Raw genomic sequence first — 18745 nt, 5'->3', positions numbered from 1 at the left:
TGGAGGAGGGGAGAATTCGGCCGCTTCATGCGCCAGAAGTGAGCAAAAATGCAAGCTCTTTTCCATGGTGGACCGGGATGGCCGCCGATCGCAGGGCGCATAAGGTCGCAGCGCCGGACGTTGATTTGGCAAGCCAGACCCCCTATGTCGATTGGCGACGCCGGAGCGGCGACACTGACAGAGACAAGCGGGAGAGTTTGCATGAGCCAGTTCGAGGATCGGCAGAAGGGCCAGGAGGCCAAGTTTGCCTTCGACGCCGAAAAGAAATTCAAGGCGGAAGCCCGCCGCAACAAGCTGCTCGGCTTCTGGGCTGCCGAACTGCTGGGCCATACCGGCGACGCCGCCAATGCCTATGCTGCCGAAGTGGTGGCCGCCGATTTCGAGGAAGCCGGTGACGAGGACGTGTTCCGCAAGGTTTCCGGCGATCTCAAGGCCAAGGGCCTCACCATCGGCGAGGACGTGATTCGCCAGAAGATGGCGAGCCTGGTGAATGTCGCCAACGAGCAGATCGCCGCCGAAGGCTGACCGCACGCGTCTGAATGCGAAAGGGGAGCCGGTTTCGCACCGGCTCCCCTTTTTGTTGGCGGCGATCAGCCCACGTCGATGGCCGTTACGTCGTGGGCGCTGCCATCCATTTTCCAGTGCACGGTCACCTTGTCGCCTGCCTTGAGGTCCGGTGTCTTGAACCTGATCGGCAGGTAGTACCAGGAGCCATCCGCCAGCTCCAAAGAGCGCGCGGTCGTACTGAAGAACTTGACCGTGCCCGCTATGGTCTGTTCCCCGGTGGCGGCGGCCGGCGCTGCCGTTGCCGCGAAAGCTGCGCCAGGGGCAGCGGCGAGCAGGGCGATGAAAGCGGGAATGATGAATTTGCGCATGATGATGTCTCCATGAGACGGATCGGGCCGCGCGGGGCCCTTGTCGGCCGGTTTTCGGGGGCCGTCGCGTCGCGGGCTCGATCGGTCCCGCCGGCGTCTCCAAACCAGCGAGAGGTGGTTTAGGCCCGGTAAAGCGCGGCCTCAAGTTAAGAAGATTTAATGCTGCCGGCGACCATTTTCGCCAAGATTTGGGGCAGGCCTGTGGGTTTGCGGCAAAGCGGTGGCGATCAGCCGATCCGCATCCCCATGCCGATGGATTCGGGCATGACGGGCGCGAAGCCATATTTGGCATAGAGATATTGCGCATCGCCATCGGCGATGAGGCTGACATAGGCACTGGCCGGGGCATGGACGCGCAGGTGTTCGACCAAAGCGGCGACGATGCGCTTGCCCAATCCCTTGCCCTGGTGCTCCGGCTCCACCGCGATATCGACGATCTGGAAGGCGGTGCCGCCGTCGCCGATGACGCGACCCATGCCGATCGTGCGGCCGTCATGCCGGATCATCACGGCATGCCAGGTGTTGGGCAGGCCGGCCTCGGCCGCCGCCTGCGATTTTTCGCTCAGTCCCGCGACCCTGCGCAGGCGGCGATAGTCCTCGACGCTGGGCGTGCCTGATATCAGCTCGTAGCTCATCTCAGCCTCTGCATCAGCCGGGTGAACATCAGCAGGCCCTCCGGCCAGGGGCCGTGGCCCGAGGCGAGGTTGATGTGGCCGGCTTCGCCAGCCAGGTGGAAATCCGAACCCCAGCAGGTGGCAAATTCCACCGCGCGGTCGACGCTGCAATAGACATCGTTGGTGGAGGCAACCAGCATGGAGGGGAAGGGGAACGGATCGCGCGGAATGGGCCGGAACGGCACCACTTCCGGCGGTACGGCGGGGCTGAGTTCGATATCGGTCGGCGCGACCAGGAAGGCGCCGCGCACATTGTCCGGCAGGCGCGGCGCGGCGTGAGCGACGGCGGAAACCGCCAGCGAATGAGCCACCAGCACGACCGGCCGCGTGGTCAGTCGGCAGGCCTGGTCGATAGTATCGACCCAGTCATCGAGCTCGGGCTCGTTCCAGTCGGCCTGTTCGACGATGGCGGCATTGGCCATGCGCTCGGCCCAGCGGAATTGCCAATGACCGGGCGAACCGCCGCCGAGGCCGGGCAGGACGAGGATATCGCATTCGGAAATCTTCATGAGCGGTCGGTCCTCGGCCGCCAGAAGCCACTGGCCGGCTCCATGCCGATATTCTGATAAAAACCGACGGCTTCCTTGTCGGCCATCAGGGTGAGACCGATGCGCGGGCCGAGCAGTTCGATGGCCTTGTCGAGTATCGCCCGGCCGATGCCCTGACCCTGATGGCTGTCGCGCACGGCCAGTTCGGCGCAGTAGCAGATCCAGGCATGATCGGTGATGCAGCGGGCGAGGCCGACCAGCGTGCCACCGTCATCGCGGGCAGTGACGACGAAATTGGCGCCGTCGAGCATGGCCTGGATGCGTGCCGTGTTGGCAAGCGGCCGCCTGTCGCGCATGATGGTCTGACCGAGAACGCCGATATATTCCTCAGCAGTGAGACCGCTTTCCTGTGCGTAGGTGATCGCCATCACGCCTCGCCGAACACCCGCTTGAAGATCGTATCGACATGCTTGAGGTGGTAGGCATCGTCGAACATGGCGTCGATTTGTGCATCATCAAGAGTCACTTGCGGATCGTCCTTGAGGTTCTGGGCAAACAGTCCGGCGCGGTCGCCGCGATGCTCCCACACCTTCATGGCGTTGCGCTGCACCGCGGCATAGCTGTCCTCGCGGCTATAGCCGGCCTGGGTCAGCGCCAGCAGCATGCGCTGCGAATTGTGCAACCCACCGAGCAGGTCGAGGTTTTTCCGCATGTTTTCGGGATAGACCACCAGTTTGTCGATGACGCCGGTGAGACGGGCCAGTGCAAAATCCAGCGTAACGGTGGCGTCGGGGCCGATCATGCGCTCCACCGAGGAGTGCGAAATATCGCGCTCATGCCAGAGAGCGACATTTTCCAGCGCCGGGGTCACCATGCCGCGCACCAGGCGGGCCAGGCCGGTGAGGTTTTCGGTGAGAACCGGGTTGCGCTTGTGCGGCATGGCCGACGAGCCCTTCTGGCCGGGCGAGAAGAATTCCTCGGCTTCGAGCACTTCGGTGCGCTGCAGGTGGCGGATTTCCACGGCGACGCGCTCGATGGAGGAGGCGACGACGCCCAGCGTGGCGAAGAACATGGCGTGGCGGTCGCGCGGGATGACCTGGGTCGAGACCGGCTCCACGCTCAGCCCGAGCTTTTCGGCGACATACTCCTCCACCTGCGGATCGATATTGGCGAAGCTGCCGATGGCGCCGGAAATGGCGGCCGTGGCGATTTCAGCCCGCGCCGCGACAAGGCGCGCCCGGTTGCGCGTGAATTCGGCATAGGCCTCGGCCAGCTTGACGCCGAACGTGGTCGGCTCGGCATGGATGCCGTGGCTGCGGCCGATGGTGATCGTGTTCTTGTGCTCGAAGGCGCGGCGCTTGAGCGCGGCCAGCAGGGCATCCACGTCCGATATCAAGAGGTCCGCCGCGCGGGCCATCTGCACCGACAGGGTCGTGTCGAGAATGTCCGAACTGGTCATGCCCTGGTGCACGAAGCGCGCATCGGGGCCGACGATTTCGCTGAGATGGGTCAGGAAGGCGATGACGTCATGCTTGGTCGTGCGCTCGATCTCGTCGATGCGGGCCACGTCAAAGCCATAGTCGCCCGTCTCGGCCTTGCGGGCATTCATCACGTCCCAGATGTTCTGTGCGGACTCTTTCGGCACCACGCCCAGTTCGGCCAGCTTGGTGGTGGCATGCGCCTCGATCTCGAACCAGATAGCGAATCGGGTCTCGGCAGACCAGATGGCGACCATTTCGGGGCGGGAGTAGCGCGGAATCATGGGCTTGGGCTTTCCGGTTCAGAATTTGATTCAGGCGAGTCGGGTCGAAGCGGCGTTGCGGATGGCTGATATGCGCGGGGCATAGGTCGCGGCATCATTGCCGCCATAGACGGAGGAGCCGGCGACGAAGACATTGGCGCCGGCGGCCGCGATGTCGCGGGCGTTGTCAGCGGTAATGCCACCATCGACTTCGAGATCGATGGGCCGGTTGCCGATCAGGGCGGCGGCCTGCCTGATCTTGGCGAGGCTTTGCGGAATGAAGCTCTGCCCGCCAAAGCCGGGATTGACCGACATGATCAGCAGCAGGTCGATGTCGCCGATGACGTTTTCCAGCGCCGAGACTGGCGTCGCCGGATTGAGCGCCACGCCGGCTTTCTTGCCCTCGGCACGGATGGCCTGCAGCGTGCGGTGCAGATGCGGGCCGGCCTCGGCATGGACGGTGATGATATCGGCGCCCGCCTTGGCGAAGGCGGCGATATACGGATCGACCGGCGCGATCATCAGATGCACGTCGAAGGGCTTGGCGGTGAGCTTGCGCACCGACGCCATGACCAGCGGGCCGAAGCTGATATTGGGCACGAAATGCCCGTCCATCACATCGACATGGATATAGTCCGCGCCTGCGGCGTCGATCGACGCAATCTCCTCGCCCAGCCGCGCAAAATCGGCCGAGAGAATGGAGGGGGCAATGCGGATGGGACGGGTGGTCATTGCAGGGCACCTCAGCCGCGTAGGGAACGAGGCTGCTATAGGGCCGGAGCGGGCGGGGGGCAAGGGCAGCCGGGGTAGCTATCCGTCGGATAAAGCATGGTTCGCCGCGCGAGGCGCGTCTCAGAAGCGCGCTTCGTTTTCGCGCGCCAGGATGTCGAAGGCGTCGGAATCGGCGGCATAGCGCCCGGCGGCGGGATCCCAGCGATAGGTCACGGTGATGGTGCGGGTGCCCGCCGCCGGAGGAGTGGGGTCGGTGCAGGCGTCTGCCGGAATATCGGTCTGTTCGAACACACTTGCCACTATGTCGGCAAAGGGCTCCGCCGTGATCGGCTTCACATCGAGATTCTGGTTGCGCTCAAAGGCGCAGTTGTTCTCCCTGAATGTGAGAATGGTATCGATCAGCTCGAACCGGCCATCCCGCACGAGAGTCAGGGCCGTGAGCGAATAGCCCTGGCCGGAATTGTGATGTGTGCCCTGGATCAGCAGCAGGTCGGCTCCTTCGCCGAGTCCGGCAGGGAACGGCTTGGAGAAAGATGTGCTTCTATCGAGGTTGGCATTGGCCGCGTCGAGCAGGCGCGGGGTGTCCGCGAGATCGAAGAGCGCGAGGATGTCGAGCTCGCTGACCTCGTCGGCCGCCGTGCCGAAATCGAGCAGCAAGGCCAGTTGGGACCCCACGGGCAGGGCGGAAATATGCAGCCGGCCCGTCGCCGCAAGTGTCACGCCCGGATCGTCCCAGTCGGCCAGATGCCGGATGTCGAGCGACTGGCCCCCGGCATAGGAGCTGCCGTCGATGACGATTCCCGGCGCGACGAGTTGGACAAGATCGGCATAGGTCCCGCCAGCTCGCCCCGGCAGCGGGTCGGCCGGTTCGGGGTATGAAACCGGCTGGGCGAGCGCCGCAGGGCCTGCGAAGAGCATCAGCATGACCAGGATCGCAGCCAGTGGTTTGACCATCACAACCGCTCCGTGCCGGAAAGGAGGACAGAATAGTCGGCTTTGCCCGGCTGACACAAGTTTCCGGGCAAGATCTGCTGAAACGGCGGCTTTGTGGGAGGTCACAAAGCGGCGATGCGACACTGGGCGCGTTGCTTTGTTGTTCCGACGCGGTAAAACCACGGCGCAACAGGAGCGTCGATCTTGGAATTCTCTCTGCCATTGGTGTTCGGCGCGGGCGTGCTGAGTTTTCTCAGCCCCTGCGTGTTGCCGTTGGTACCGCCCTATCTCACCTATATGAGCGGGGCGAGTTTCGACCAGTTGCGTGCCGACGATGCCGGTGCGGCCGCCCTGCAGCGGCGGGTGGCGTTCACCTCCTTGTTCTTCATTCTCGGCTTTGCCGTGGTCTTCGTCACGCTGGGCGCGACGGCCACCGCCTTCGGACAAGCCTTCCGGCAGGCGCTGCCCATCCTGACGCCGATTGCCGGTGTGCTGATCATCGCCATGGGCCTGCATTTTCTCGGCGTCTACCGTATCGGCCTGCTCGACCGGCAATTGCGCCACCAGGGGCCGGGCATGGCCAGCGGACCGCTTGGCGGGTTCCTGCTGGGGCTGGCCTTTGCCATCGGCTGGACGCCCTGTATCGGGCCGGTGCTGGCCGCGGTGCTGTCTGTCGCCGCCAGCCGTGACACGGCATGGGAAGGGGCCGGACTGCTGGGCATCTACTCGCTGGGGCTGGGCGTGCCGTTCTTTCTGGCCGGCATTGCCATCGGGCCGTTCCTGACCTTCTTCCAGGGCTTCAAGAAGCATCTGCACACGGTCGAGCGCGTCATGGGCGGGTTGCTGGTGGTGACGGGCGTGTTGTTCCTCACCGGCAATTTCACCCGGCTGTCCTACTGGTTCCTCGAGACTTTCCCGGTCCTGGCCACCTTCGGCTAGCGGTAAGCCCGGCTTAACCTTCAAACGTTTTTTGCAACGCGCCGTGATTTGCGCGTGAGATGTTGAACTTGGGTTTACTTCGCCTGATGCAAAGTGCAGGCCGAAGGAGTTCTCATGCCTGCCTTTGAAATCATGTCCCCGTTGCTGGATAATCGGGCCGTCACCGACGCCGAGCCGATAACCAGCCGCGCGGCCGGCGAAATTACCGCAGAGGTCACTGATGACCTTGAAGTGGTGGAAGCGACCTGGCGGCGTTTGCAGGCGGGCGGCATCGAGTCGCCCGGGCAGAACTTCGATTTCATTCATGCCTGGGTGCAGCATCACGGCATAGCGCGGGAGGATCAGCGCTATGTCGTCGGCTGCGTCGATGGTGAGGCCGTGGCGCTGCTGCCTCTGCACCGCAAGAAGGTTCACGGCGTATCGGTCTTCACCTGGTTTCCGGGGGCCAATGTCGGGTGTTATGCACCCGTTTCCAACTATGGCCGTCTTGCGGCGCTCGACCCGATGGCGCGCTGCCTCCTGTGGCAGACCATGTTTAGCCATCTCGATGGCGCCGACCTGGTTTATCTGCGCTCGATCCCGGCCGAGGTCGGGGGGCATAGCGGGCTGTTCGACGAACTGGGCGCTACCCTGACCGTCGAGACGCTCTATCGCTCGGAATATTCCAGTTGGAAAGAATGCGATCGCCTGCAGCGCAGCAAGTCACGCCGCAAGCATGACCGGCAGCAGGGGGACCGGCTCGGCGCCATGGGCGAGGTGAGCTTCGAGGAAGTGCGCAATGGCGGTGATACGCGCTGCGCCATCGAGACCATGTTCATCCAGCGCTCGGCCCGCTTCAAGGCCATGGGCATCCGCGATACCTTTGTCCGTGACGGGTTGATCGGTTTCTATCACGACCTGGCCAAGGCCGGCTCCGGCGTCGATGTGCGGCTGCATATCCTGCGGCTCAATGGCCAGATCGTCGCCGTGCGCTATAACGTGGTCCACAACGACCGCATGTTCTGCCTCATCTCCTCGATGAGCGACGATCTGGCTATCCAGAACGGCTCGCCCGGCAAGCAATGCCTGCTATGGGTGATGCAGACGGTGTTCGACCAGGGCATCCGCGTCTTCGACATGGGGAGCGGCTTCACCGACGAGAAGCGGCACTGGTGCAATGTGCAGATGCCGCTGCGCCAGCACTATGTTGGTTTGACGCTGCAAGGCGCGGTGATCGTCAAGGCGCATCGGGTGTTTCAGAAGATGCGGGCGGCCATAAAGGCCAATCCGCAGCTGAAGGCCGCGGTGCGCGGCGGGCGACAGATATTCGACCGGATCACCGGTGCGAGCCACCCCGTCGCGGCCGAAAAATCAGAGTAGCTTGAGGCCGCGCAGCGAGGCGTGGCCCGATTTCCCGATGATGATGTGATCGTGCAGGGTTATGCCCAGGGGCTTGGCTATGTCCGATATTTCCCTGGTCATCCGCACATCGGCCGATGACGGCGAAGGGTCGCCCGATGGGTGGTTATGCACCAGGATCAGCGCGGTGGCGGAGAGTTCGAGCGTGCGCTTGATGACTTCGCGCGGATAAACCGGCGTGTGGTCCACGGTGCCGGTCTGCTGCACCTCGTCGGCGATGAGCCGGTTCTTCTTGTCGAGGAACAGGATGCGGAACTGCTCGATGGATTCGAAGGCCATCTGGCTGCGGCAATAATCGATCAACTGGCTCCAGGAACCCAGGATCGGCTGCTCATTGTCGATGCGATCGCGGCCGAAGCGGGCGGCGACGGCCTGGATCACCTTGATATGGGCGACCGAGGTGGCCCCCAGCCCTTCGACCTTCTCCAGCCGCGCCTGGCTGGCGTTGAACACACCCGAGAAGGAGCCGAATTCCCGCAGCAGCGTCTTCGCCAAAGCCTTGGTGTCGCGCCGGGGAATGGCTAGCTGAAGAGCCAGTTCGAGCAATTCGTAATCTTCCAGCGCATCGCCGCCGACCTTGAGGAAGCGGGTGCGCACGCGCTGGCGGTGGCCGGCTTGGTCGTCGGCTTCGGGGCGATTGCCGGAACGGCTATCGTCCCCGCTCGGCGTCGGATAGCTGGCTTCGGCGAACGCGTCGCGCCGCTCCTTGCTCATGCTGCCCGCGCAGCCATGGGATTGAACAGTCCGGCGGGCGAGAGCGTGAAAATCTCGCAGCCGGTCTCGGTAATGCCTATGGAATGCTCGCACTGGGCCGACAGCGTCCGGTCACGCGTCACGGCGGTCCAGCCGTCGGAGAGGATTTTCACATGCGGGCGGCCGAGATTGATCATCGGCTCGATGGTGAAGATCATGCCCGGCTTCAGCGGAACGCCGGTGCCGGGCGTCCCGAAATGCATGATATTGGGCTCGTCGTGGAAGAGCTTGCCCAGCCCGTGACCCACGAAATCGCGTACCACGCTCATGCGTTCATCCTCGGCAACGGCCTGGATGGCGGCGCCGATATCGCCGGTCGTATTGCCGGGCTTCGCCGCAGCTATGCCGGCCTCGAGCCCGGCATAGGTGATTTCGATCAGCCGCTCGGCCTTCCGCGAAATCTCGCCGACAGGATACATGCGGCTGGAATCGCCATGCCAGCCATCAACCACCAGGGTCAGGTCGATATTGACGATATCGCCGTCGCGCAGCGGGCGCTCGTCGGGAATGCCATGGCAGACGACGTGGTTGATCGAGGTGCAGAGCGAATGACGGTAGCCCTTGTAGAAAATGGTGGCCGGTACGGCGCCATGATCGCGGGCGAATTCATAGGCGACCCTGTCGAGCGTGGAGGTGGGCACGCCCGGCTCGGCATATTCGGTGAGGATATCCAGCGCCTGCGCGGTCAGTGCCCCGGCCTTGCGCATGCCCTCGAAGCCTTCACTGCCATGCAGCGGAATGACGCCGGGGGTGCGGCGGGCTTTGGCAGGGGCATCGACGAAGGTAATCATGCGGGACTCCGGAGAATTACTGTCAAATTAGTCGCTTGCCCCTGATATTGGAAGGGTGGGGCGCTCGCTTGACGCCGATATCGCGCAAGGGCATTGCTGACGGGCAGCAAGCCACGGAATTTTGCCATGTCCAGTCCAGACACCGTTACCGCCGCCCTCCTGGTCATCGGCGACGAAATCCTTTCGGGGCGGACCAAGGACGTCAATATCGGCGCCACCGCCGATTTCTGCACCGATCTGGGGATCGACCTCAAGGAAGTGCGCGTGGTCAGCGACGAGACAGACGATATCGTCGATGCCGTCAACGCCTTGCGCGCCCGCTACACCTATGTCTTCACCACCGGCGGTATCGGCCCGACGCATGACGACATCACCGCCGACGCTATCGCCAAGGCGTTCGGCGTGGCTTTGCCAATCCACCCCGAGGCACGGGCCATGCTGGAAACGCGCTGGAAGCAGACCGGCACCGAGGTCAACGAAGCGCGGTTGCGCATGGCGCGCATTCCCGAAGGCGCCTCGCTCATCGTGAACTCCGTCAGCGCCGCCCCAGGCTTCCGCATCGGCAATGTGCATGTCATGGCCGGCGTGCCTGTCATCATGCGGGCCATGCTCGAGGCGCTGGTGCCGGTGCTCAAGGGCGGCAAGAAGGTCTTGTCGGTGGCCATCAGGGCCGCGGTGGGCGAGGGGACTTTGGGCGGGCCGCTCGGCGCACTGCAGGCGCAATATCCTGACGTCAAGATGGGCAGCTACCCGCAGATGGGCAAGGATCGGGTGATGACTGAGCTGGTCCTGCGCTCGTCCGATGCGGCCCGGCTGGAAGAGGCGGCCGGCAAGGTGCGCGAGATGGTGGCTGCGGCGCATGCCAGAGCTGGTGTGCCGCCGCCTGACGAAGTCTACTGACCGCGCGGTTACTGGGCATAATCGCGCAGGGCGATTGGCGCGGTGGCCGAGGTTTGCTAAGCACGATCCTTCTCATTCATCCCGGCGCTGGGCGGCGCCGGCGCAGGAGCCTCGAACCGTGAGCAATCCGAACCAGAAGTCGTTCCCCGTGACCTGGGACCAGTTCCACCGCGACAGCCGGGCGCTGGCCTGGCGGCTGGCCGGCATGGGCTCGTTCGACGCGGTCGTCGCCATTGCCCGCGGTGGGCTGGTGCCGGCCGCCATCGTGGCGCGCGAGCTCAATATCCGCACGGTCGAGACCGTGGCCGTCAAGAGCTATGACCACCAGAACCAGGGCGGCATCCAGGTGCTCAAGCCCATCAGCCAGCCGATCCTCGACGTGGCGAAGAATGGCGGCAAGGTGCTGATCGTCGACGACCTGGTCGACACCGGCTCCACCGCCCGCGTCGTCCGCGAAATGCTTCCCGGCGCCCATTTCGCCACCGTCTACGCCAAGCCCAAGGGCCGCGAACTGGTCGACACCTTCATCACCGAAGTCAGCCAGGACACCTGGATTTTCTTCCCATGGGACCTCGACGTGGCCTATGTGGCGCCGATCTCGGGCGGGACGGACTGACGACAAACCCGCAGCGTCCGATTTGGGGTGGATTACCGACTGTCCGCTTCTGGCAGGTGGTAGGCGCCAAGCCAGAGATTATCTCCGCACCGACCGATCGTTCTCTTGAACCTGAGATATGCACCATTCAGGCAGTTGAGATTGCAGGAGGAACGAAGCAGTGCAAATATCTTGAGTTTTGCACCTTAGGGAGGGAAGCTTAATGAGCGCTTCATCACTGGCCAAAGAAACGGGAAGAACTGCCTTTGGCCTTAATCCTGCCAGTTACGACAGATCGCGGCCTGACTATCCCGATTGGGTGTTTGAGACGCTTCACTCACACTGCGGGGTTAATCAAGGCACCGCTGCGTTCGAGATTGGAGCAGGCACGGGCAAGGCTACGCGACAGCTTCTGACGTTGGGTGTAAATCCGCTTCTCGCGATTGAACCTGATCCTCGCTTAGCGACTTTCTTGGAAGGAGGGACAGTGCAGCCAGCTCTCCGCGTCGTCAACAGTGCCTTCGAAGATGTCGAGCTTGGCAGCTCCAGTTTTGATCTTGGCACAAGCGCGACGGCGTTTCACTGGTTGGATGAAGATGCCGCCCTAGCCAAAATCGCCAGAGCCCTCCGAGGTGGTGGATGGTGGGCTCCGTTCTGGAACATTTACGGCAATCCCTCCAAACCTGATCCCTTTCACGAAGCCACGCTGGATTTGCTTTCAAGTGGCCCAACCAACCCCTCGAATGATGGCCATTCTCGCCTAGAGTTCGGGGCCGACGTAGATGCTCGCGTGTCAGCGATCAATGCAACAGGGGCATTCGACAGCATCGATTGGCATCGAAGCACATGGTCTGTGGTGTTGGATGCAGCGCAAACCGTCGAGCTGTACGCCAGTTATTCCAATGTCAGTCTGCGCCCGGATCGTGAGGCCGTCTTGGCCGAGTTGGAGCGCATTGCCAGAGAGGATTTCGACAATCAAGTGACGCGCAACATAACCACGATGCTCTATATGGCTCGCCGTTCAGCATCTGGCTGACGTTCCATAATGGGTATTAGGTTCAACTACGGCTGCTTTCGGGAGTGTCCACCGTACCTTCGAATGGCCAGGATGGGGTCGGAAGCGGCCGCTCAACCAGCGTCGCTGGTCGCCGCCACAAAAACTTATCCCCATCTCCAAAACCTCCCGCATACTCTTGCCTATTCCCGCCATACACGCGGCCCCGACGCAGGGCCGGGCGGGAGGACCGGGGGACGGGGGCGCCTGTCCAGTGGGGGGAAATACGGCAGCCGCGCCTGCAATAACGGTGTCGCCTGAACCATACCCCGCGCAAAACCGGCTCGTGACGGGCGGCCATTGGACCGTTCTACCCTGTTTCGGAAGGCCCGATGGCCGCCCGTTACCGTGCAACCGCGACGCCAATTGGCCGGGCGGCGTTTTCTGTTGCCCGCAGAACGTCCAATGACGTTGGCATCACCCTTCCCCCATGCTACCTGCGAGCCGACGCGGGCGTGGTGGAATGGTAGACACACCGGACTTAAAATCCGGAGGGGGTAGCCCCGTGCGGGTTCAAGTCCCGCCGCCCGCACCAGGACTGGAGGCCTTATGATCGAACGCATTGAAACCGGCATTGCGCCGTCGTCGTCGCCCATCAACGATGCGGTGCGGGCCGGCAAGCATCTGTGGCTGGTGGCGATTGCCGAGGATCCTGACACGGGCGTGATCGTCGAAGGCGGCATCGAGGCCCAGGCGCGGCGGTGCATCCAGAATCTGGAGATCGCGGTGAAGGCGGCGGGCGGCACGCTGGCCAATCTGGTGATGGTGCAGATTTTCCTCATCGACAGCGCCGATGCCGCCGGCATGAACGCGGTCTATCGCGAATTCTTCACCCGGCAGCCGTTTCCGGTGCGGGCGACGGTGGTGGTCAAGGAATTGCTGGCCAAGGGCCTGCGGATCGAAATCACGGCACAGGCGGTACTGGACTGATGTTGCTCAAGCGCGAACTGCTCGAAGAGATCAAGCAAGGCAAGGTCGACCTGGTGTTCCGGCGCTGGAGCCGTCCGTCGGTCAAGTCCGGCGGGACACTCAAGACCAAGGTGGGCCTGCTGCAGATCGGCGCCATCACCGACATGGAGCCTACCGATGTCAGCGAGGCCGAGGCGCGGCGCGCCGGGTTCAAGGATGTGGCCGATTTCCGCAAATGGCTCGATACGATGAAGCCGGGCCATCTGTTCCAGCGCATCGAGGTGAGCTATCTCGGTGAAGCCTAGAAGGGCGTGGGCGCGACGAAGGTCATGAACTCGCCTGACGTCGGGTGGGTCAGCCCCAGTTCAGCGGCATGCAATTGCAGGCGGTCGGCGGCAGCGAAACTCTCAGGATCGGCATAAAAGGCATCGCCCAGAATCACATGGCCGATAGCCTTCATGTGAACCCTGAGCTGATGCGTGCGCCCGGTCAGGGGGTGCAGCCGAACGCGGGTGGCGTTGGCCTCGCGCTCCAGCACGGTCCATTCGGTCTGCGATGGGCGGCCGTTCTCATGGTCCACGCGCTGGCGTGGCTTGTTTTCCCAATCGGTCGCCAGCGGCAGGTCGACCAGGCCGCTATCGTGCTCGATAAGCCCTGCGACGCGGGCGATATAGGCCTTGGTGGTCTTGCGGTGCTCGAACTGGCTGCCGATGCGGCCATGGGCGCGCTTGTTGAGCGCCAGTACGAGGACGCCCGACGTGTCCTTGTCGAGCCGGTGGCACATGCCAGCCCTGGGCCATGTCTGGCGGGCGCGATATTCGATGCAATCCCAGAGGGATGGATCCTTGCCCGGCACGCTCAGGAGGCCGGATTGCTTGTCGACGACCAGGATGTCGTCGTCGACATGGAGGACGTTGAGATAGGGCTCGAGCGGGGGGTGGTAGTCGAGCAGGGTGGGCATGGGTCCGGGCATGGCGCCGTGTAGCAGACCATGGCGGATTTGGCCAATGCCGGCTGGGACGCGCTTTGGGTGACAATATTTTGTGCGGCATGACAGCGATTTAACGGAACATCCCGCGAGTTTGGCCGTTGCTTATCGCAACATCAGCCCCAAGGAGGCAGTCATGCACAAGGATGAAGTCAAAGGCGCCGGCAAGCAGGTCAAGGGTGCCCTGAAGGACGCCGCCGGCGGCCTGACCGGCAATGAGAAGCTGCAGGCCGAGGGCAAGCTCGACAAGGCTGTCGGCAAGGTTCAGCAGAAGGTTGGTGAGGCCAAGGACGCGGCGCGCGACGCCCTCAAACGCTGAGCCATACGGTAGAATTGAACGAGGGCCGTCCCATCGGGGCGGCCTTCGGCGTTTCAGCCGAAGCGATAGTGCAGGCGCGCACAGGCCGTGCCGAAGCTCTGCGCCGAGACCAGCTTGGGGGAGGCGCGCAGACCCGTCGGCGGAAACAGCGGCAGCCCGCCGCCGATGATCTCGGAGATGACGTAAATCTCGATCTCGTCCAGCGCGCCGCGCTCCATGAAGGCCATCTGCAATTTGCCGCCGCCCAGCATCCAGACATTGCCGTCATCGAGGGCACGCAGTTCTGCGATGAGGGCTGGGACATCCGAACGAGTTTCCAGCGGCCCCTTGGGATTGTCGATGGGCCGCGAGGTGACGACGATGACGCGCTTGCCTTCGTATTCCCATTCGCCTGGATACTTTGCGATCCAGTCATAGGTGGCGCGGCCCATGACTACCGTGCTGATCGTGTTGATGAAATTGCGATAATCGTGCTCGCCGAGATTGAGGTCGGGCTGCTGGGTGAGCCAATCGAGATTCTCGTCGGGCGTGGCGATGAAGCCGTCGAGACTGGTAGCGATATAGCCGACGATCCGGGCCATGCGCGTGCTCCTGCAAGGTGGGTTTCCGGATATTTGGGCCATGCTGGCGACAGGATCTGTCAGTAGCAGGGCGGTAGGTCTGGAAAGCGGCGTGTTCGGATCATAAGGTCTGCCAATGGAAACCACGATTTTCGATACGGCGCTGGGTGAATTCGGCATCGGCTGGACTGACGCCGGGGTGGCGCGCGTGCAGTTGCCGGGGCTGGATCGGCCGGCATTGCTGCAGCGGATCAATCGCGACGATGCGCGGTCCGGCGAGCCCACACGGGCGATTGAGGCGGTGATCAACCGCATCGAGGATTATGCCGAGGGCGAGGCGGTGGATTTTTCCGAGGTGCCACTGGATCTGCATGGCGTGCCCGTATTCAACCGGAGGGCCTATGACCTGCTGGTCAGGATCGGCTGGGGGGCGACGACAACCTACGGTGCGCTGGCGCGGGAACTGGGCGACGTGACGCTGTCGCGGGCGGTGGGCGCCGCGATGGGGGCCAATCCCATCCCGCTGATCATTCCCTGCCATCGCGTGCTGGCCAGCGATGGCAAGCCGGGCGGCTTTTCGGCGCCGGGCGGGGCGGAATCCAAACTCAGGATGCTCGAGCTGGAGGGCGTTTCGGTGGGTACGCCGGCCGGGCAGATGACGTTCGGGTTCTGAGCGTGGGAAGGGAGATCGAACGGAAATTCCTGGTCGTTTCCGATGCCTGGCAGCCAATAGCCACGGGTAGCGCGCTGCTGCGGCAGGGCTATCTGTCATCGAATGCCAAGGCCACCGTGCGCGTACGCAGCACGGACGATGAGCGGGCCGTGTTGACGCTCAAGGGCGCGGTGGAGGGCATTTCGCGCGCTGAATATGAATATGAAATTCCTATCGCGGATGCGCGCGAGTTGCTGGCCATGGCCGAGCCGCATGTAGTCGAGAAGCGGCGGTATCTGGTGCCCTATGGCGGGCTGACCTGGGAAGTCGATGTGTTCCTGGGGCGGCATGAGGGCCTGGTGCTTGCCGAGGTAGAACTGGACGACGAGGCGCAAGCAGTGGCGTTACCCGACTGGGTGGGGGCCGAGGTGACGCAGGACGATCGCTACAATAATGCGAGCCTTTCTCGCGCCGATGCCATTCCGGGTTGACCCTGACGCGGCGTGAGGGACTATCCACCTGTCTTGCGGAGACGTGGACAGATGAAGACCTACACAGTCAATCAATTGGCGCAGCTTGCCGGCATTTCGGTGCGGGCGCTGCATCACTATGACGAAATAGGCCTGCTGAAGCCCGCGTTCACTGGCGACAATCGCTATCGCTATTACGGCGAAGAGGAATTGCTGCGCCTGCAGCAGATCCTGATCCATCGGGAGCTCGATATTCCGCTCGCGGAAATCGCGGCCATTCTCGATGCGCCGGGCTTCGACAAGCTGGCCACGCTGCAAAAGCAGCGCGAGCGGCTTGAGGAACAGGCGAAGCGATACGCCAGAATGGTCAAGACGATCGACCGCACGATCGCCAGACTGAAAGGAGATCGCGCCATGAAGGACGCAGATTTGTATTCGGGCGTGGTATCGCCCGAGGAGCAGGCCGCCTACGAGCAGTGGCTCATCGACCGTTACGGCAGCGATATGGAGGCGCAGATCGAGCGCAGCCGCAAGGCCATGTCGGATATGAGCCAGGACGAAATCGCGACTGCGATGAAGGAACTCGAAGCGGTGGAGCAGGGGCTGGCCGAAGGCCTGCGCCTGGGAATTCCGCCACAGGCAGCAAGCCTCGATCCCATGATCGAGCGCCACCGCGCCTGGGTTGCGCAGTCGTGGGGCCGGGAATGCGCGCCTGCGGCCTATGCCGGGTTGGCCGATATCTACGAGCATCCCGATTTCCGGGCGCGCTATGAGACCATCGCGCCGGGCTTTGCCGATTATCTCATCACCGCCATGCGGTCATGGGCCAAGCGACAGGCTGACTGACGACAGGTTAGGGGCGCCGGCGTGACAGGCCGGCGCCGATCTGTTTCGTCGCGTTTTCGAACCGGAAAAGTGGTTGCCACTTTTCCTGCAAACGCTGCAGCGCTATGGCTGGCGCATGACCAAGCCGAATCCCGCCGCTGCATTGTGGCTGGCCACCGTCGCGCTCATCGTGATGGCGGCCATGTCTGCCGCCATTCACGAAGCCGCCAAGGTTGCCCCGGTGGGGCAGCTGGTGTTCTGGCGCAGCTTTGTCGCGCTCATTCCCATCGTCATCTACATGGCGTTTCGCGGCCAGCTTGGCGCGTCGCTGCGGACGAAATACCCGCACAAACACCTGATAAGGGGCTTGCTGGGCTGCGCTGTCATGTTCTTCTCGTTCATCTCGCTGGCCTATCTGTCGGTAGGGCTGGCTACGGCGCTGAGCTATCTGGCGCCGATCCTCTCCATCGTGGCGGCCATGACGTTCCTGCGCGAGCGGCCGGGTGCCGTGATCTTTGTTGGGGTGGTGCTGGGCTTTGCCGGCATATTGCTGATGCTCTATCCGTCTCTGGTCGGTGCGGAAGTGCGCGATGGCACGCTGATCGGGGTGGCGGCGGGCGTGGCGATGGCGGCGACCAATGCGCTGTCGCGCGTGCAGGTGAAAGACCTGACGCGAACCGATCCGCCGGCCAGCATTGCCCTCAGCTTCGCGGTGATCTGCAGCCTGGTGGGGCTGGCGACGGCGCTGTTCGGCTGGGCCGAGCTCGACACCTATGCCTTCATGCTGCTGGCCGGGGCAGGCGTGCTGGGCGGCGTCGGCCATGTGCTGATGATGGAGGCGGTGGCCCGCGCGCCCGTATCGCTGCTCGCGGCCTATGAATATTCGGGCATCATCTGGGCCTTCCTGTTCGACCTGGCACTGCTGGGCGTGGCGCTCGATATCTGGTCGGTCAGCGGGGCGCTGGTCGTGGTCGGGGCGGCGGCGCTGGTGGCCTATGGCCAGGGCCGTTTCGTCGCCAAGCCCGTGGCAGCGGAGTAGGCGATGCTGATCCGGTCGGCCGATCTCGATGCGATCTGGGCCGGGCGGGTCGATATCCTGTTCCGGCGCTGGACGCGGCCTACGGTCAAGACCGGCGGGACATTGGTGACGGCCAAGGGTGTGCTGGCCATCGACGCCGTCGACGTCGTGGCATTGGCGGCGGTCTCGGCCGATGATCTCAGTCGAGCCGGCTTCGCCGATCTTGCGGCGCTGGAAACCTGGCTCGACAAGGGCAAGCCGGGCGTGCTCCACCGCATAAAAGTGCGGCCGGGTGGGGCTGATCCACGTATCGCGCTGCGCGAGTCGATGGACGATTTGGATGCGGTGGAACCGGCATTGGCGCGGCTCGATGCACGGGAAGCCTGGACCGAGCAGATGCTGCTGCTGATCGAGGCTCATCCGGGCCGGCTGGCGCAATCATTGGCGGACGAGGTGGGTCTCGACAAGCTCAAGTTGAAAGCCAGAGTGCGCCAGCTCAAGGCGCTGGGGCTCACGGAGAGCCTTGAAATCGGCTACCGGCTGGCGCCGCGCGGCGCAGCTTTGCTGGCCCGCCGACGGTCTATTGCCAGCGCTTGAAGGTCTTGAGGTGGTCGAGTGCCTTGGTCACCGTCTGGGTGATCTTTTCGACACTATCGGTAACCGGAACGGCCAGGACATTTTCCGTTTCCGGATCGGGGATTTCGAGGGTGGCGAACTGGCTGTCGAGCAGGCTGGCCGGCATGTATTCGTGATGACGCCGCGCCATGCGTTCGCCGATGACGTCGCGGGAGCCATCGAGATAAACGAAGGTGATGGGCTCGCCGGCCTTTTCGACCAGGAAATCACGATAGGCGCGCTTGAGTGCCGAGCAGGCGCCGACGGAAGCGCCCTTGCGGTCGGCGGCTTCGTGCAGGGCGGTGGCCAGCCGTTCCAGCCAGGGCCAGCGGTCCTCGTCGTTGAGGGGGATGCCGGCGCGCATCTTTTCGACATTGGCCTCGGGGTGGTAGCCGTCGCCATCGAGGAAGGGCACATGCAGGCGCCGCGCGATGGATTGGCCAACGGTCGATTTACCCGACGAGCTGACGCCCATGGCGATGATGATGCGAGATGGGGTAAGCGGCATGGCGTCCT

26 protein-coding genes and 1 tRNA gene are annotated in these 18745 nt (G+C 63.5%); 15 read left to right on the top strand and 12 right to left on the bottom strand.

Translation table 11 applies throughout. The features are described from left to right. Window positions 1-201 precede the first annotated feature (201 nt). Window positions 202-525, top strand: coding sequence for a DUF1476 domain-containing protein (locus NVV79_RS20725; RefSeq protein ID WP_303993596.1), 324 nt, complete (start codon window positions 202-204; stop codon window positions 523-525). Window positions 526-590: 65 nt separating this feature from the next. On the opposite strand, the gene NVV79_RS20720 is transcribed toward NVV79_RS20725, so the two are convergent. From NVV79_RS20720 to NVV79_RS20690, 7 genes are all read right to left on the bottom strand, one after another. Next, on the bottom strand, window positions 591-875 hold the full coding sequence (locus NVV79_RS20720) for a DUF1344 domain-containing protein (protein ID WP_303993593.1): 285 nt from the start codon (window positions 873-875) through the stop codon (window positions 591-593). 227 nt (window positions 876-1102) lie between these two features. Next, entirely contained in the window at window positions 1103-1510 is a 408-nt protein-coding gene (locus tag NVV79_RS20715) for a GNAT family N-acetyltransferase (protein WP_303993590.1), read from the bottom strand. After that, the gene (locus NVV79_RS20710; RefSeq protein WP_303993587.1) at window positions 1507-2058 is read right to left on the bottom strand and encodes an alpha/beta hydrolase; all 552 of its coding nucleotides are present in this window, start codon (window positions 2056-2058) and stop codon (window positions 1507-1509) included. The genes NVV79_RS20715 and NVV79_RS20710 overlap by 4 nt, the downstream gene beginning before the upstream one ends. Next, complete coding sequence (locus tag NVV79_RS20705) at window positions 2055-2465, bottom strand: GNAT family N-acetyltransferase (RefSeq protein ID WP_303993585.1); 411 nt, start codon at window positions 2463-2465, stop codon at window positions 2055-2057. Before NVV79_RS20705 ends, NVV79_RS20710 begins: the two co-directional genes overlap by 4 nt. Beyond that, window positions 2465-3799: an adenylosuccinate lyase gene (gene purB, locus NVV79_RS20700; protein WP_303993582.1), complete on the bottom strand. Its 1335-nt coding sequence runs from the start codon at window positions 3797-3799 to the stop codon at window positions 2465-2467. The genes NVV79_RS20705 and purB overlap by 1 nt, the downstream gene beginning before the upstream one ends. A 30-nt stretch (window positions 3800-3829) precedes the next feature. Continuing rightward, window positions 3830-4510 (bottom strand): ribulose-phosphate 3-epimerase, encoded by a 681-nt coding sequence (gene rpe, locus NVV79_RS20695; RefSeq protein ID WP_303993579.1) that lies wholly within the window; start codon window positions 4508-4510, stop codon window positions 3830-3832. A 120-nt stretch (window positions 4511-4630) separates the two neighbouring features. After that, window positions 4631-5464 (bottom strand): hypothetical protein, encoded by an 834-nt coding sequence (locus tag NVV79_RS20690; RefSeq protein WP_303993576.1) that lies wholly within the window; start codon window positions 5462-5464, stop codon window positions 4631-4633. A 183-nt stretch (window positions 5465-5647) separates the two neighbouring features. On the opposite strand from NVV79_RS20690, the gene NVV79_RS20685 reads away from it, so the two are divergent. Both NVV79_RS20685 and NVV79_RS20680 read left to right on the top strand, forming a co-directional pair. Beyond that, the gene (locus tag NVV79_RS20685) at window positions 5648-6382 is read left to right on the top strand and encodes a cytochrome c biogenesis CcdA family protein (protein WP_146289434.1); all 735 of its coding nucleotides are present in this window, start codon (window positions 5648-5650) and stop codon (window positions 6380-6382) included. A gap of 114 nt (window positions 6383-6496) precedes the next feature. Further along, window positions 6497-7741, top strand: a complete 1245-nt coding sequence (locus NVV79_RS20680; RefSeq protein ID WP_303993573.1) for a GNAT family N-acetyltransferase — start codon at window positions 6497-6499, stop codon at window positions 7739-7741. Here the strand turns inward: NVV79_RS20680 and radC are convergent. Then, window positions 7733-8494: a DNA repair protein RadC gene (radC, locus tag NVV79_RS20675; RefSeq protein ID WP_303993570.1), complete on the bottom strand. Its 762-nt coding sequence runs from the start codon at window positions 8492-8494 to the stop codon at window positions 7733-7735. The two genes, NVV79_RS20680 and radC, sit on opposite strands and share 9 nt — an antisense overlap. Continuing rightward, window positions 8491-9324, bottom strand: a complete 834-nt coding sequence (gene map / locus NVV79_RS20670) for a type I methionyl aminopeptidase (protein WP_303993567.1) — start codon at window positions 9322-9324, stop codon at window positions 8491-8493. Before map ends, radC begins: the two co-directional genes overlap by 4 nt. A gap of 126 nt (window positions 9325-9450) precedes the next feature. Between map and NVV79_RS20665 the strand changes: the two genes are divergently transcribed. From NVV79_RS20665 to NVV79_RS20640, 6 genes are all read left to right on the top strand, one after another. Further along, on the top strand, window positions 9451-10224 hold the full coding sequence (locus NVV79_RS20665) for a molybdopterin-binding protein (RefSeq protein WP_303993564.1): 774 nt from the start codon (window positions 9451-9453) through the stop codon (window positions 10222-10224). 118 nt (window positions 10225-10342) lie between these two features. Next, complete coding sequence (gene gpt / locus NVV79_RS20660; RefSeq protein ID WP_303993561.1) at window positions 10343-10840, top strand: xanthine phosphoribosyltransferase; 498 nt, start codon at window positions 10343-10345, stop codon at window positions 10838-10840. Between the two features lie 202 nt (window positions 10841-11042). Next, window positions 11043-11855, top strand: a complete 813-nt coding sequence (locus tag NVV79_RS20655; protein ID WP_303993559.1) for a class I SAM-dependent methyltransferase — start codon at window positions 11043-11045, stop codon at window positions 11853-11855. Window positions 11856-12322: 467 nt separating this feature from the next. After that, window positions 12323-12408 (top strand) — tRNA-Leu (locus NVV79_RS20650). A 14-nt stretch (window positions 12409-12422) separates the two neighbouring features. Next, entirely contained in the window at window positions 12423-12803 is a 381-nt protein-coding gene (locus tag NVV79_RS20645; protein WP_303993557.1) for a RidA family protein, read from the top strand. Continuing rightward, window positions 12803-13087: a hypothetical protein gene (locus tag NVV79_RS20640; protein WP_303993555.1), complete on the top strand. Its 285-nt coding sequence runs from the start codon at window positions 12803-12805 to the stop codon at window positions 13085-13087. Before NVV79_RS20645 ends, NVV79_RS20640 begins: the two co-directional genes overlap by 1 nt. Here the strand turns inward: NVV79_RS20640 and NVV79_RS20635 are convergent. Beyond that, on the bottom strand, window positions 13084-13743 hold the full coding sequence (locus NVV79_RS20635; protein WP_303993554.1) for an RluA family pseudouridine synthase: 660 nt from the start codon (window positions 13741-13743) through the stop codon (window positions 13084-13086). The genes NVV79_RS20640 and NVV79_RS20635 overlap by 4 nt on opposite strands. A gap of 163 nt (window positions 13744-13906) precedes the next feature. Between NVV79_RS20635 and NVV79_RS20630 the strand changes: the two genes are divergently transcribed. Next, window positions 13907-14089: a CsbD family protein gene (locus NVV79_RS20630; protein ID WP_303993552.1), complete on the top strand. Its 183-nt coding sequence runs from the start codon at window positions 13907-13909 to the stop codon at window positions 14087-14089. 53 nt (window positions 14090-14142) lie between these two features. On the opposite strand, the gene NVV79_RS20625 is transcribed toward NVV79_RS20630, so the two are convergent. Then, window positions 14143-14670, bottom strand: a complete 528-nt coding sequence (locus NVV79_RS20625) for a dihydrofolate reductase family protein (protein WP_303993550.1) — start codon at window positions 14668-14670, stop codon at window positions 14143-14145. Window positions 14671-14785: 115 nt separating this feature from the next. On the opposite strand from NVV79_RS20625, the gene NVV79_RS20620 reads away from it, so the two are divergent. The 5 genes from NVV79_RS20620 (at window position 14786) to NVV79_RS20600 (ending at window position 18211) form a co-directional block, all read left to right on the top strand. Continuing rightward, window positions 14786-15322 carry a methylated-DNA--[protein]-cysteine S-methyltransferase gene (locus NVV79_RS20620; protein WP_303993547.1) on the top strand — a complete coding sequence of 179 codons (537 nt, stop codon included), beginning with the start codon at window positions 14786-14788 and terminating at the stop codon, window positions 15320-15322. Window positions 15323-15324: 2 nt separating this feature from the next. Then, complete coding sequence (locus tag NVV79_RS20615; RefSeq protein WP_303993544.1) at window positions 15325-15792, top strand: CYTH domain-containing protein; 468 nt, start codon at window positions 15325-15327, stop codon at window positions 15790-15792. A 51-nt stretch (window positions 15793-15843) separates the two neighbouring features. Further along, on the top strand, window positions 15844-16617 hold the full coding sequence (locus tag NVV79_RS20610) for a MerR family transcriptional regulator (protein WP_303993541.1): 774 nt from the start codon (window positions 15844-15846) through the stop codon (window positions 16615-16617). A gap of 73 nt (window positions 16618-16690) precedes the next feature. Beyond that, a complete protein-coding gene (locus NVV79_RS20605) occupies window positions 16691-17635 on the top strand; it encodes a DMT family transporter (protein ID WP_303993538.1) in 945 nt (314 codons plus the stop codon). 3 nt (window positions 17636-17638) lie between these two features. Continuing rightward, window positions 17639-18211, top strand: a complete 573-nt coding sequence (locus tag NVV79_RS20600; protein ID WP_303993535.1) for a hypothetical protein — start codon at window positions 17639-17641, stop codon at window positions 18209-18211. On the opposite strand, the gene NVV79_RS20595 is transcribed toward NVV79_RS20600, so the two are convergent. Further along, window positions 18195-18737 (bottom strand): gluconokinase, encoded by a 543-nt coding sequence (locus NVV79_RS20595; protein ID WP_246132826.1) that lies wholly within the window; start codon window positions 18735-18737, stop codon window positions 18195-18197. The genes NVV79_RS20600 and NVV79_RS20595 overlap by 17 nt on opposite strands. Window positions 18738-18745 lie beyond the last annotated feature (8 nt).

Source organism: Devosia ginsengisoli (assembly GCF_024707105.1).
Lineage (GTDB): Bacteria > Pseudomonadota > Alphaproteobacteria > Rhizobiales > Devosiaceae > Devosia > Devosia ginsengisoli_A.
This window is presented reverse-complemented; position numbering and strand designations above follow the sequence as displayed.